Source organism: Anaerotignum lactatifermentans (assembly GCF_016902535.1).
In the GTDB taxonomy this organism is placed as follows: Bacteria; Bacillota; Clostridia; order Lachnospirales; family Anaerotignaceae; genus Anaerotignum; species Anaerotignum lactatifermentans_A.
In genome coordinates, this window is record NZ_JACSNY010000001.1 from 213,834 (window position 1) to 227,622 (window position 13,789).

Annotated in this window: 13 protein-coding genes; 1 reads left to right on the forward strand and 12 read right to left on the reverse strand. The window is 49.4% G+C overall.

Going from position 1 to position 13,789, the window contains the following annotated elements:
* Positions 1-8: 8 nt before the first annotated feature.
* The 4 genes from H9X84_RS01045 to H9X84_RS01060 all read right to left on the reverse strand — a co-directional run bounded on the left by H9X84_RS01045 (position 9) and on the right by H9X84_RS01060 (position 3,995).
* The gene (locus H9X84_RS01045) at positions 9-224 is read right to left on the reverse strand and encodes a 4Fe-4S dicluster domain-containing protein (RefSeq protein ID WP_205132463.1); all 216 of its coding nucleotides are present in this window, start codon (positions 222-224) and stop codon (positions 9-11) included.
* Positions 225-253: 29 nt separating this feature from the next.
* The gene (locus H9X84_RS01050; protein WP_205132464.1) at positions 254-934 is read right to left on the reverse strand and encodes an ATP-binding protein; all 681 of its coding nucleotides are present in this window, start codon (positions 932-934) and stop codon (positions 254-256) included.
* Between the two features lie 477 nt (positions 935-1,411).
* Complete coding sequence (locus H9X84_RS01055) at positions 1,412-3,520, reverse strand: glutamine synthetase III (protein WP_205132465.1); 2,109 nt, start codon at positions 3,518-3,520, stop codon at positions 1,412-1,414.
* A gap of 253 nt (positions 3,521-3,773) precedes the next feature.
* The gene (locus H9X84_RS01060; RefSeq protein WP_330612214.1) at positions 3,774-3,995 is read right to left on the reverse strand and encodes a zinc ribbon domain-containing protein; all 222 of its coding nucleotides are present in this window, start codon (positions 3,993-3,995) and stop codon (positions 3,774-3,776) included.
* A 194-nt stretch (positions 3,996-4,189) separates the two neighbouring features.
* Between H9X84_RS01060 and H9X84_RS01065 the strand changes: the two genes are divergently transcribed.
* Positions 4,190-4,450, forward strand: a complete 261-nt coding sequence (locus tag H9X84_RS01065) for a hypothetical protein (protein WP_205132466.1) — start codon at positions 4,190-4,192, stop codon at positions 4,448-4,450.
* 68 nt (positions 4,451-4,518) lie between these two features.
* Here H9X84_RS01065 and H9X84_RS01070 read toward each other — a convergent pair whose 3' ends face one another.
* From H9X84_RS01070 to H9X84_RS01105, 8 genes are all read right to left on the reverse strand, one after another.
* Positions 4,519-4,809: a DUF6514 family protein gene (locus H9X84_RS01070; protein WP_205132467.1), complete on the reverse strand. Its 291-nt coding sequence runs from the start codon at positions 4,807-4,809 to the stop codon at positions 4,519-4,521.
* Positions 4,810-5,051: 242 nt separating this feature from the next.
* Complete coding sequence (locus H9X84_RS01075; protein ID WP_205142726.1) at positions 5,052-5,858, reverse strand: sporulation initiation factor Spo0A C-terminal domain-containing protein; 807 nt, start codon at positions 5,856-5,858, stop codon at positions 5,052-5,054.
* A 367-nt stretch (positions 5,859-6,225) separates the two neighbouring features.
* A complete protein-coding gene (gene spoIVB / locus H9X84_RS01080; protein ID WP_205132469.1) occupies positions 6,226-7,506 on the reverse strand; it encodes a SpoIVB peptidase in 1,281 nt (426 codons plus the stop codon).
* A gap of 335 nt (positions 7,507-7,841) precedes the next feature.
* Positions 7,842-9,155 (reverse strand): phosphopyruvate hydratase, encoded by a 1,314-nt coding sequence (gene eno / locus H9X84_RS01085; protein ID WP_205132470.1) that lies wholly within the window; start codon positions 9,153-9,155, stop codon positions 7,842-7,844.
* A 71-nt stretch (positions 9,156-9,226) separates the two neighbouring features.
* Positions 9,227-10,774 carry a 2,3-bisphosphoglycerate-independent phosphoglycerate mutase gene (gene gpmI, locus H9X84_RS01090; RefSeq protein ID WP_205132471.1) on the reverse strand — a complete coding sequence of 516 codons (1,548 nt, stop codon included), beginning with the start codon at positions 10,772-10,774 and terminating at the stop codon, positions 9,227-9,229.
* 16 nt (positions 10,775-10,790) lie between these two features.
* Positions 10,791-11,540 carry a triose-phosphate isomerase gene (tpiA, locus tag H9X84_RS01095; RefSeq protein ID WP_205132472.1) on the reverse strand — a complete coding sequence of 250 codons (750 nt, stop codon included), beginning with the start codon at positions 11,538-11,540 and terminating at the stop codon, positions 10,791-10,793.
* 28 nt (positions 11,541-11,568) lie between these two features.
* Positions 11,569-12,525 carry a polysaccharide deacetylase family protein gene (locus H9X84_RS01100; RefSeq protein WP_205132473.1) on the reverse strand — a complete coding sequence of 319 codons (957 nt, stop codon included), beginning with the start codon at positions 12,523-12,525 and terminating at the stop codon, positions 11,569-11,571.
* 24 nt (positions 12,526-12,549) lie between these two features.
* Complete coding sequence (locus H9X84_RS01105) at positions 12,550-13,743, reverse strand: phosphoglycerate kinase (protein WP_205132474.1); 1,194 nt, start codon at positions 13,741-13,743, stop codon at positions 12,550-12,552.
* Positions 13,744-13,789 lie beyond the last annotated feature (46 nt).

Below are 13,789 nucleotides of genomic sequence, written 5' to 3' on the forward strand. Positions count from 1 at the left end.
CTCCTCCCTTAATCGAGCTTTTCAACAGTGATTGCGCAATCCGGACACATTTTTGCACAGCTCAGACAAGCGATGCAGTCATCGTTCACGGGTTCTGCGGGATTGTAGCCTGAAGGGTTGATCTTTGTTTCAGACAGTTTCAGAACGTGTTTGGGACAAACGGAAACACACAGTTCGCAACCCTTGCAGATTACTTCGTTGATTGTTACTCTACCTTTAGCCATTCAAAATACACCTCCATAAATATTTGAATTTACATCCAGGTCTTTCTCATATAGAACTTCATCGGGAACAATTCTCCGGCCAGTCCCCCGGGTACCTCCTCAGTCAAAAGCTCTTCGACATAAGAAACGTACTTCACAGGAACCCCTGTGCGTTTTGTTACCTCTCTCAAAACAGCATCTCCGTCGGTCAGGCACCCTGCCGTTGTCTCCCGAATCAGGTTCGTGTTGTTGATAAATCCTGTCACCTTCAGCCCCGACGCATACTCCAGACTTTCCATCTGTTCGATGACGCCTTCCGGCGTAGAGGTATTAGGGCGATATGTATTGACTACCATAAAGAAATCTACTTCCGAGCGATCCAGTATGGGAGTGATGCGTCCCAGCACCATGGTTCCCACATCATTGCCGCCAAGGTCAATGACATATTCACAGCCTTTGTCCCGTACAGGTGTTGTCAGCGCCGCCGATACAGCAGGCACATCCAGCCCGGCGCCTTCCAGAGAGGATGCGATCACATAGATCCCCTGCTCCTCCAGCTCCTTCTTCTTTTCACGGGAACGGAAATAAACATTTACGATATCCAAATCGGCCAGCGCCACTTTACGATCCGTCTGCTTTCTCAGCTCCGTCACGTAATTGACCGCAAATTCGGTTTTGCCGCTGCCGTAGTGACCAGTAATAATACGAATTCTTTTATCATCTGAAACCATTCCGTTTCACCTCCAAATTCGATAAAGCAACATAATATATCATTTTATAAATTATGCTATTTGAACAAACGAACATATATTTGCATATTTTTATATAAATTTTTGCTATAAAAAAACATTTTTTCAAATTCCTTTTGTTCATCCTTTTTGCTTTCTGTATACATTATAACCCCTTTCTGCGCACTTTGCAAGAAATTTAACATAATTTTTCCTAAGTATTGAAAAAAAAACAAGATTTCTCTGGCGCTTTTTCTCCTATAAGCTTTAAAATCACGCGATCTATTTGTAAATTTTCTATATTTTTTAAATAAAATTCATGAATGATTTATACTTTTTTACGCTTTGTATGACAAATTTTTCCTTCTGTTTTGCGCTGCGGAATTGCGAAAAATCAATAAAAAAGCACCGGATTTCCCATGTTTTTCCATGAAAATTCCGATGCTTTTTCTCTTGATTTTTTTGTTGTCTTACAAGATATCAGATGTTGTAGAGAAGCTCTGCGTAGGTGGGGAAGGGCCATACCTCCTCATCCACCAGCATCTCCAGCTTATCCGCAGGCTCGCGCAGTTTTTCCATCGCCGCCAGCACATAATCCCGGCAGAATACCGCCTGAGAACGGCTGCTGCCCTGGAGCAGCTGGGCCTGACCTTCCACTTCTTCCAGATATTTCAGTCCTTCGTGGAAGAGCTTCATATTTTCATTGATCTGGCGCAGCAGTTCTTCTTCCACAGAAGTATCTCCGCCGACCGCCTTCATCGCCGCCATGGACTGTGCCACACTGCCGGCATATTTGATGACCGCGGGTCTGATCTGCTTGGAGGCAATATCAATCATAGTTTTTGCCTCAATATTGATCTGTTTGATATAAGCTTCATAATTGATTTCCGCTCTGGAATGAAGTTCCAGACGATTCAGTACATGATGCTTCTCAAACAGCTGAATAGCTTTATCCGTAACAAGAGCAGGGATAGCGTCTACCGTATTGGTGATATTAGGCAGACCTCTGCGCTCCGCTTCCATCCGCCACTCCTTGGAATAGCCGTTCCCGTCAAAGATGATCCGCTTATGGGCAATATATGTATCACGAATCAGATCATGAACAGCCTGATTGAAGTCCTCCGCCTTTTCCAAATGGTCGGCAAACTCCTCCAGAACATCCGCCACAATGGTGTTCAATACAAAGTTCGGGCCGGAAATGGAGCCGGAAGACGGCGGCATACGGAACTCGAACTTATTCCCCGTAAAGGCAAACGGTGATGTTCTGTTTCGATCGGTAGCGTCCCGTTTCAGATACGGCAGAGTATTTACACCAACACGCATTTTTCCGCCCTGAATACTGCTGGTGGCTTCGCCATGCTCGATCTGGTCGAAAATATCCACCAGCTGATCTCCCAGGAAAATGGAGATGACTGCCGGAGGCGCCTCGGAAGAGCCCAGACGATGATCGTTGCCAGGGCTGGCCGCCGCCAGACGAAGAATATCCGCGTATTTATCCACACCTTTGATGATGGCTGTCAGGAACACCAGGAACTGTGCGTTTTCATGGGGTGTCTTGCCGGGGTCCAGCAGATTCTGCCCATCGTCCGTCCCCAGAGACCAGTTGTTGTGCTTGCCGCTGCCGTTTACGCCGGCAAAGGGTTTTTCGTGGAGCAGACAAGCCATGCCATGATGGGATGCGATTCGTTTCATGGCCTCCATAATCAGCTGATTATGGTCGGTAGCTGTATTGCAGTCGCTGAAAATAGGCGCCAGCTCGTGCTGGGCAGGCGCTACTTCATTATGCTGTGTTTTCGCGGAAACCCCCAGCTTCCACAGTTCCACATTCAGCTCATGCATGAAGCAGGCAACTCTTTCCTTAATATTGCCGAAATAATGATCGTCCAGCTCCTGCCCTTTGGGAGGAGCCGCGCCGAAGAGGGTTCTGCCGGCAAAGATCAGATCTTTTCTCTGTTTATACAGTTCTCTGTCGATGAGGAAATATTCCTGTTCCGCCCCCGCGTAAACGGTAATCTTTTTAGCGGTTGTATTCCCAAACAGGCGCAGAATTCGCATTGCCTGCTTGCTGACTGCCTCCATGGAACGCAGCAGCGGAGTCTTTTTGTCCAAAGATTCCCCTGTATAGGAACAGAAGGCCGTCGGGATATATAATGTTACGCCGCCGGCATCCTCACGCAGAAACGCGGGAGAGGTGCAGTCCCAGGCAGTATAGCCCCTTGCCTCGAAGGTAGCCCGCAAACCGCCGGAGGGGAAGGAAGAAGCGTCAGATTCCCCTTTAATCAGTTCCTTGCCGGAAAATTCCATAATCGCTCTGCCATTGGTGGGAGGCGCCAGAAAAGCGTCGTGCTTTTCCGCGGTAATCCCTGTCATGGGCTGGAACCAATGGGTATAATGGGTCGCCCCACGCTCAATGGCCCAATCCTTCATGGCATTGGCAATAATATCCGCGATGGAGGAATTCAGCATTTCCCCACGCTCGATTGTTTTTTTCAGTTCCTGATATACGGGTTTTGGCAAATGCTCCCGCATCATATGATCGTTAAATACATTCATCCCGAAAATCTCGGGGATAGATACTTTTTCGTACATAGGCCAGTCCTTTCTAACGCCGCTGAGTTTTATAAAAAACAGATATGTTTATTATACAAATCCCATTTCTCTTTTGCAACGATTTTCCACAGTCGGAAAGAAAAAACAGCGATTCCATCACCTTTTCCCCCATCTGCGCCCTCTTTTTCGTGATTTTGCAGACCTGTCCTACTGATTTCACGAAAAAAGAAGAGTCTCCTTTGCAAAGGAGACCCTTTCTCTGTGTTTTTCCTTACAGGATGTACAAATGTGTTCAGCCGCCGATCAGAAAATCCAGGATATTGGAGCCCATTGTGGTTTCCTCACGATAGATTTCCGTAAATCCGCATCGCTCACAGCTGATGGTGATAAATTTTTTATTCTGAATATCAAACATCTTCGTCAATGTGCCGCCTGTGGCCTGGAACTGATCCTGCACAAAGCCATAATGGCCGCATTTCGGACAAACAAACATTCTTTTTTCCATTGCTTCCATGGTAAAGCCCCCCTTGTGTTTTGTCATCATTCCTTTTTTCCATCATACAAAAAGATCCAGCAAATGACAATATTTCTCGCCTCATTGTAAGAAAATCATAAGACCTCTTTCTCCTTCACCCCACAAAAAATACCTCTTGAATAAGAACATAAGTTCGTATATAATAGAGATAGATCAACTTAGGAGGGAACGTCATGAAACTTTTAAACCAGCAGATTGATATGATCTCATGGACATCCAAAGAAGGCGTTCTGACGCCGGTGCGCTTTCGCATGGAAGAAGGCGGAGAATCTGTTGTGGTCCGGATTGGCCGAATCCTGCAAACCGACAAAACCATGTTCGGCGGCAGTCCCACGCTTTCCTTCCGCTGCTCCAGCGTAATCCGCGGGACGGAGCGGATCTATGAACTGACCTACCACAGCCACGATCAGAAATGGCTCCTGAAAAAATTCTGAATTTCATAAACCGGCGTAAAAAAAGTACGAAACTCCCTGCCGCGGAAAATTTCGTACTTTCTTTTTTCTTATCCAACTTCTCTTTCGGAGATATAATCGTCCGCCAGTGCCATCAATTCCACCGGCAGCGCGTCGCCTCGGCTCAGCCGTTCCAAAAACAGCAGCACATCCTCCTTTTGCCGGGAAAGACCGGGAACCTCCTCCCGTTCTACGAGCCGCTCCTCATTGCAGCGGTCAATGGCCGCACCGAAAACCAGGCCGTCTTCTTCCGCAGGACAGGCCAAAAGCCAATACCGCACCGTCCAAAAACGGTTCCTCTCATCCGCGATCTGTTTTTGCTCAATCATTGTCTGTTCCATCCTTCTCCGCCTCCCCTTTGTATCTTTATTAAATATTATAAATTTATTCACGAAAAAAAGCTATAAAATTCCCGTTAAGAACACGGGTTTTTCTTTATTTTTACGATTTCTTTATTGTATTTTTTTTCCATAAGTGCAGACTTTTCCCTTTTTCTTCCAGTTTTTAGAAAAAAATAGCGTCTGCCGCTTTCTTCACGTCATTTTTTCGCAGCAGACGCTTTCGTATTCATTTTTATGTATATTTATCCAATTTTAGAAATGGCCGTTCTGTTTTTCATGCGGAAATATTCCGCCATCATGGCAATAAACTGGCCATTGGTAGGCTTTTCTACCATAAGACAACCGGAAATCTCAAAATATACCTGCTGTCCATTTCCCTTCCATGCCGCCGTAATGGCATGGCGAATGGCCCGTTCCACCTTGCTGGCCGTCGTTTTATACATTTTGGCGATATCCGGGTAAAGCCCCTTGGTAATGCCTGTCAGAACCTCCGGGTCCTCCACAGCCATGATAACCGCTCGTCTGACAAAATGATATCCTTTCAGTCCCGCAGAGATCCCCATGCGGCTAAGGCAGATAGATACCTCCGCTTCCAGCCCCTCCCATGGATCTCGTTTCACAGTGGGAACCGGCGCCTCCGCCGGTTTTCTGCTCTTTAACAGTTCTTGCCGTTCTAAGCGCAGATCCAGCAGCTGTTCCATCCGTTCCAGCAAAAGATCTCCCTGTATGGGCTTGGCCATATAATAAGCTGCTCCCAGAGTAATGGCCCGGCGCACCAGAACATCATTGTCTATGGCAGAAACCATAATACACAGACTGCCGCTGCCCTTCATGCGCTCCAGCACCCAGAAACCGTCCCTCTCCCCCAGCAGTACATCCATCAGCACCACATCGGGACGATATCTGTTGATGATCTCCAGCAGTTCCGGACCATTATCCGTCATCCCCACCACGCTGAGACTTCCCCGCCGCTCCAGAGAATATTTGAGCCGTTGGGAATAAAACAGATCCCTGTCTCCAATTACCACACTTAATTTTCTTTGTTCCATCATTAGGACCCCCATTTCTTATTTTTGATACGGAGCTTCCCTTCTCCGTTGTGCAAAATCAATTATAATATGACAGTTTTCGTCCTTCCAGAGGATTTGACTTGGATGCCGATTTCCTAACCTGTTACGGCGGAAGAACGGCCACATTATCCTTTGATGGCCCAAAAAAGGCATCTCGTACCGGCAAAACAAAAAAAAAATCGGCAAAGCAAGCTCCCCTTCATTGTATTTTTTAAGGGGAGCTGCGTCGGCTGTCTTCATAAAGAATCTATTCCATAGAGAACCCATGAACTCCGATACACTTCAGGCCTTTTCACGCTATGCGTTTTCTTATGAAGGCGCCCCTGAAAATGCCGGTTTCGCCCTTCTATGCCGCTCGTTCCTCTTCCAGCATGTTTTCGATAAAGATTCCATATCCTCTGGTGGGGTCCTGCACAAAAACATGGGTTACTGCCCCCACCAGCTTCCCTTCCTGCAATATGGGCGAACCGCTCATGCCCTGCACAATGCCGCCGGTTTTTTCCAGCAGCTCCTCATCCGTAATATGCACCACCAGTCCTTTGGAAGCGTCACTGCCGAACCGGCTGATCTTTTCGATTTCAATATCATAGGCCCGGACCTCATCGCCCTCGATATTGGAAAGTATCACTGCGTCCCCGGTATGAATCTCCGTCTGAGAAGCCACAGGACAGCTCTTTCCCGTAAAGACCGCCGTTTGATCCGTGGTGCCGTAAATGCCGATCTCCGTATTCTTCCTGATCTCCCCCAGCACCTGATCCGTTTCCAGCCGCCCGCTCAATTCTCCGGGATCGCCCTTTTGGCCTTTTACGATCTCTGTCAGCGTCGATTCCGTAATCTTCCCCTGTTTCAGCTCCATAAGCCCGCCGGTATCCACATCATAAATCCCGTGGCCCAAAGCGCCGAAACTGTCCGTTTCCTCATCATAAAAGGTAACGGTACCGATACCCTGAATACTGTCCCGAATCCAGACCCCCAGCTTATATCCTCCGTCCACAGGACTGTATACCGGCGTCGCTTCTACTGTCTGCTCCTTTCCCTCTCTGCGGATCACCAGCGTCATGGGATTTTCCCCGTTTTCCTCTACCACCCGCAGAAATGTTTCCTTATTGGGCAGATCCTCTCCGTTTGCCTGTAAAATCAGATCTCCCGGCCGCAGAATGTTTTTGGTCGGTGTCTTTTTCTCTCCATCACGATTTTCCACATATCCTGTATCCAGCACCAGCAGCCCGTCCGTATCCATCTGCACCCCAACGGTTTTTCCGCAGGGAATCAGTTCTGTCCGGGGCACCACCTGTGCCGGCACCGTTTTCACAGGGATGGCGTTCAAAAGATAAAATGTCACCGTTGTCTCTCCCTGTGCCAAAGGCTCTGCCGCAATAGAGGTTCCTAACTGCAAATGGGTCTGATCGGCCAGCGGCGTAGTAGTCACCCCCAGCACCTCCACACTTTCCTCTGATCTGGCGGAAATGGGCAATCCCATGGAAAATTCCATTCGCTGTCCTTCTACCAGAGTCAGTTCCTCCGGCAAAATGGTCTGCAGCAGGTACCAGATCAATCCGCAGACCAGAAAGATGGGCACCAGCAGCCACAGCCACCGCTTTCTCCCTTCCTGTTCCATTTCCTGCATATTTTTTTCCACTCCCAATGGTTTTTTCGGAGCAAAAAGAGACCGACCTCCTTTCCAGATTACACCATTTTTTCATTTCCTTTTGCTCCTTTTTTAATTTGACCAATGCTTTCTCAGTTATTCTGCCCAAAATATGCAGAAAAAAGCAAACGGTGAAATGCCGCTTTGCCTTCTTTGGTGGAAATTATCGTCACAAGCCGAAACGAATTTTTTATTTTGAAATAAAAAAATACAGGCACAGGGTCCCTGTATGGGAAATCCCTATGCCTGTGTTCTTTGTTCCGCTAAAATCAGTTCTCCTTAAGAAAACATTGATTTTTCCGGTTCCTGTTTTCTTATTTCAGATTAAAGAAAGCGTCCAGACCCAGATACTGAGCTGTTTCATCCAGTTCTTCCTCGATGCGCAGCAGCTGGTTGTATTTTGCCACACGGTCTGTTCTTGCGGGCGCGCCGGTCTTGATCTGGCCAGCGTTTACAGCAACAACGATATCCGCGATGGTTGCGTCCTCTGTTTCGCCGCTTCTATGGGAAACAACAGCTGTCATTTTGTTTCTGTTTGCCAGCTGGATGGCGTTGAAGGTCTCTGTCAGTGTACCGATCTGGTTTACTTTAATCAGGATGGCGTTGCCGGCCTTCAGGTCAATGCCTTTCTGCAGTCTTTCTGTGTTTGTTACAAACAGGTCATCGCCGACCAGCTGTACCTTATCACCCAGTTCTTTTGTCAGCAGCTGCCAGCCTTCCCAGTCTTCTTCTGCCAGACCGTCTTCGATGGAGATGATGGGGTATTTTTCCACCAGTGCTTTCCAGAAATCCACCATTTCCTCGGAGGTACGAACGATTTCCTTGCCAGCCATTTTGCTTTCGCCAGGGAAGTGGTACTTGCCGTCTTTTTCGTCATACAGCTCTGTGGAAGCAGGGTCCAGAGCGATCTTGATATCCTCGCCCCATTTGTAGCCAGCCGCTTCAACAGCTTCCTTAATCAGATCAATAACAGCGTCTGCTGTGGGCAGGTCAGGCGCGAAACCGCCTTCGTCGCCAACTGCTGTGGACAGGCCTTTATTTTTCAGAACCTTTTTCAGCATATGGTAAATCTCAGCGCACATACGCAGCGCTTCCTTGAAGGAAGATGCGCCAACAGGCATAATCATGAATTCCTGTACGTCAACGGTGTTGTCCGCGTGCTTGCCGCCGTTCATAATGTTCATCATGGGAACGGGCATGGTCTTTGCGTTGAAGCCGCCCAGATACTGATACAGAGGCATATCCAGCGCTTCTGCCGCTGCCTTTGCCACTGCCATGGAAACGCCCAGAATGGCGTTTGCGCCCAGTTTTGCTTTGTTGGGTGTGCCGTCCAGTTCCAGCATCAGGTTGTCGATGGCTACCTGATCCAGCGCGTTCATACCGATGATTTCATCCGCGATGATGTTGTTTACATTGTCTACGGCATCCTGTACGCCGGTGCCGTTGTATCTGTCGCCGCCGTCACGCAGTTCTACCGCTTCAAAAGCGCCTGTGGAAGCGCCGCTGGGAACAGCCGCACGTCCTACCACGCTGTCATCTACCACTACTTCCACTTCAACAGTCGGATTCCCTCTGGAGTCCAGAATCTCTCTTGCGTATACATCTGTGATTTCATAATAACCTTTCATTGGAAACTCCTCCTTAAAAATTCGTTTTTCCTTTTTATTGAAATGCTTCTCTTGGGCATTGTCCCCTGTTTTTATTTGCCTGTCAGCAGGCTTTCTCCCGTCATTTCCGCCGGTTTGGGCAGACCCATCATCTCCAGCAGCGTCGGCGCGATATCCGCCAGCTTGCCGCCGTCACGCAGGCCTACGCCATCGGTGTAGTTCACCAGGATAAAGGGAACGGGATTGGTAGTATGTGCCGTAAAGGCTTCTCCTGTCTCATAATCCACCATCTGGTCGCTGTTGCCATGGTCGGCACAGATGAACATCTGACCCTTTACCTCCAGCAGCGCCTCCATGACTCTGCCGATGCAGGCATCCACAGTCTCCACTGCTTTCACCGCCGCCGACATTACGCCCGTATGACCTACCATATCGGAGTTTGCGTAATTGACAATAATCAAGTCATATTCCCCGGAACGTAGCGCTTTTACCAGTCCGTCCGTGACCTCTACCGCACTCATTTCCGGCTTTAAGTCATAAGTAGCCACTTTGGGAGACGGCACCAGCCACCGATCCTCATTGGGATTGGGTTCCTCCACGCCGCCGTTGAAGAAGAAGGTAACATGGGCGTATTTCTCCGTTTCCGCCGTCCGTAGCTGTTTCAGTCCCAGAGAAGAAATGTATTCTCCCAGAGTATTGTTCAGGTGCTGGGGCTGGAAAGCCACCTCCTTATGAGGAATGGTGGGGTCATACTCCGTAAAACAAATATATTTCAGATCCTGAGGGACTTTTTCTCTCTGGAATCCGTCAAAATCAGGGTCGCAGAAGGCTCTGGCAATTTCTCTTGCCCGGTCCGGCCGGAAATTATAGAAAATCACCGCGTCGCCGTCGCCGATTTTCGCCACCGGCTGACCGTCCTCTGTCCGCAGCACCGTAGGCACCACAAACTCGTCTGTTTTGCCGTTTTCATAGGATTTCTGGATAGCGGCCACAGCGTCTGTGCCGTCCTCGCCTCTGCCCAGAACCATAGCGTTATATGCCTCTTCCACACGGTCCCACCGTTTGTCCCGGTCCATGGCATAATACCGTCCCATAACGGTCGCCGCTTTGCCTACGCCGATCTCCCGCATTTTTTCCTCCAGCTGTGCCGCGTAAGCCGCGCCGGAAGAAGGCGGCGTATCTCTGCCGTCCAGGAACAGATGCACATAAACCTTTTCCAGTTCATTCCGTTTCGCCAGCTGCAATAAAGCGTACAGATGGGAATTGTGGCTGTGTACACCGCCGTCAGACAGCAGGCCGTACAGATGCAGGGCAGAACCGTTCTTTTTGCAGTGAGCCACCGCGTCCAGCAAAGCGGGGTTCTCAAAGAAATCCCCGTCCTCAATGGACTTTGTGATCCGGGTCAGCTCCTGGTATACGATACGGCCCGCACCGATATTCAAATGTCCTACCTCGGAATTGCCCATCTGGCCATCGGGCAGACCTACGGCCCGTCCACTGGCATAGCCCTTCACATGGGGATATGTGGCCAGGATATGATCCAGCACAGGAGTATTGGCCTGGCTGATGGCATTTCCCTCTTTTCTTTCATTGATACCGAATCCATCCAATATCATCAGTACCGTTGTCTTTTTCTCCATTGTTTCCGCCTCCGGCTTATTTCTTATAATTTACGATCTGGGCAAACTCTTCCTTCAGGCTGGCGCCGCCGACCAGACCGCCGTCAATATCCGCCATAGCGAACAGTTCCGCCGCGTTCTTGCCATTGACACTGCCGCCGTACTGAATCCGTACTTCTTCCGCCACAGCGGGGCCATAAAGCTCCGCCAGCACCTGACGGATGGATGCGCAAACCTCCTGTGCCTGCTCGGATGTAGCGGTCTTGCCGGTGCCGATGGCCCAAATGGGTTCATAAGCAATGACAATTTTCTTCATATCTTCGGCACCGATGCCTGCCAAGCCGCGTTTGATCTGCATCCGAATCCATTCAATGGTTACGCCGGCTTCTCTCTGTTCCAGTGTCTCGCCGCAGCACATAATGGGCAGAAGGCCGTATTCCAGCGCTTTCTTTACTTTTTTATTGACGGTCTCGTCTGTTTCCGCGAAGTACTCCCGACGTTCTGAATGACCAATGATAACATAAGACACACCCATTTCCTTCAGCATAGCCCCGGAAATTTCGCCGGTGTAAGCGCCGCTTTCCTCAAAGTGCATATTTTCCGCGCCTACGGCAATATTGGTGCCTTCCAGCTCTTCCAGCACAGGATACAGATCCACATAAGGCACGCAGAACACGACATCCGCCTCTGTGGTATTTACCTTGTCCTTCAAAAGGGCGCAAAGCTCTTTTGCTTCCTTAGGTGTTTTGTTCATTTTCCAGTTTCCCGCAATAATTTTCTTTCTCATGGTGTTTTCCTTCCTTCTCTTTCCGCTGTTATTCCATTGTCGCCGCCGCCAGCCGACTCGCCCGCTCCAGGATCTCTGCTCCGGTCATGCCGGAAACCACCATGATCCGGGGGATCGCCGTTCTGGAGGTATTTCTGTTGACAACGCCGGGGGTCACCGTAAACTGCAGTCTCACACCTGCCTCCAGCAGTCTTTGCTGGATCTCAGGTGTATTCTCCCCATTGGGATAAGCCAAAGCCGTCACTGTATCCCGCTGCTGGGCCAGATGGCTCTCCAAGGCCTCCTGTCCCTCCAGCACCGCCGCCACAAAGCTATCCTCATCGGTATCATCTGCCGCGATGTGGTTGCTGGTATGGTTATAGATCCGCACCTGGCTGTTTTTCACCATTTCTCCCGCTTCTTTCCACGTAAATTTCCGCAGGCCCACATGATTGGTCACGCTGTCGGTAATGGCAAAAATAGCCGCCGGCACACGCTCCTGCCGGAAAATCGGATATGCCAGATCATAATTGCTGTAATATCCGTCGTCCATGGTAATGCAAAGATACTTTGCGCTCAGTCCCAAACCGCTTTCTTCCTTGGGGTTCATTTCCGCTCGGGTCAGAAGATGATCCAGCTCCTCCAAAGAAATAATGCGGTACCCCTGCTCTTTAAAATATTTAATCTGCTCCTCCAGCTCCGCCTGTGTCACTACCACGCCGTTCCCGCGTCCCATATCCCGCTGGGCAAAGTGGTGGTACATCAGCACCGGAATATAATCCGTCGCCGGGATCTCCTGTATCTGGCCCTCGTCCGCAGATGCTTCTTCTTCCGCGGAAAGGATCTCCTCTTCCATAGAAAGGCTGTCCTCCATTTCCGCTGTTACCTCCTCCGGGATCTCGGCATTGATCCCGGAAATATCCTCTGCCGTCTCAGCGCCAAATACCATTGGTCCCGCCGACAATACCATCAGCATGGACAAGCAAAATGTCAACCATCGTTTCATTCTTCTTCTCTCTTGTCTTTTCTTTTATTTATCGTCTACCGCTGCTACACCGGGCAGTTCCTTGCCTTCCAAAAATTCCAGGGAAGCACCGCCGCCGGTGGAGATATGTGTCATTTTATCCCCAAATCCCAGCTGGTTTACAGCCGCTGCGGAATCCCCGCCGCCGATGATAGTCGTCGCGTCGATAGCCGCCATGGCTTCCGCCACTGCCTTTGTGCCTTTGGCGAAGTTTTCCATTTCAAATACACCCATAGGTCCGTTCCATACGACGGTTTTGGCGCCTTTGATGGCATCCGCGAAAATCTCTCTGGTCTTTTCGCCAATGTCCAGACCCATCCAGCCCTCAGGGATCTCACCGGTAGGTACGGTCTTGTATTCCGTATCGTTTTTAAATTCCTTTGTAATGACCGTATCAACAGGCAGCAGGAAGTTTACGCCTTTTGCTTTTGCCTTTTCAATCATTTCCTTAGCATAAGGGACCTTGTCTTCCTCCAGCAGAGAATCGCCTACCTGGCCGCCCTGCGCCACAGCGAAGGTATAAGCCATACCGCCGCCGATAATAAGGGTATCTACCTTTTCCAGCAGGTTATTGATAACATTGATCTTGTCGGAAACCTTGGAGCCGCCCAGGATCGCTACGAAAGGACGTACCGGATTGTTTACGGCATTCCCCAGAAAAGCGATTTCTTTTTCCATCAGGTAACCCACAGCGGATTCCTCCACAAATTCTGTCACGCCTACGGTAGAGCAGTGCGCTCTATGGCTGCTGCCAAAAGCGTCGTCCACATAAATATCCGCCAGAGAAGCCAGTTCCTTGCTGAAGTTTTCCTCATTCTTTGTTTCTTCCTTGCGGTAACGTGTGTTTTCCAGCAGAACTACATCGCCATCCTGCATCTTCGCCACTGCGGCTTTCGCGTTTTCGCCTACTACGGTATCATCCTTGGCAAATACGACCTCCTTGCCCAACAGCTCAGACAGTCTCTTTGCCACAGGTGCCAGAGACAGTTCCGGCTTCGGTTCGCCCTTGGGCTTGCCCATATGGGAACAAAGGATCACTTTCGCCCCGTCGCCCATAAGTTTTTTGATGGTAGGCAGCGCCGCTGTGATTCTGTTATCGTCTGTAATAACGCCATCCTGCAAAGGTACGTTAAAATCACATCTTACCAATACTCTTTTGCCCTTTACCTGTAAATCGTCCACTGTTTTTTTCTGTAACATGGAAATACTCCTCTCCGCGGCCTTTGCCGCATTTATCTCTTATTAT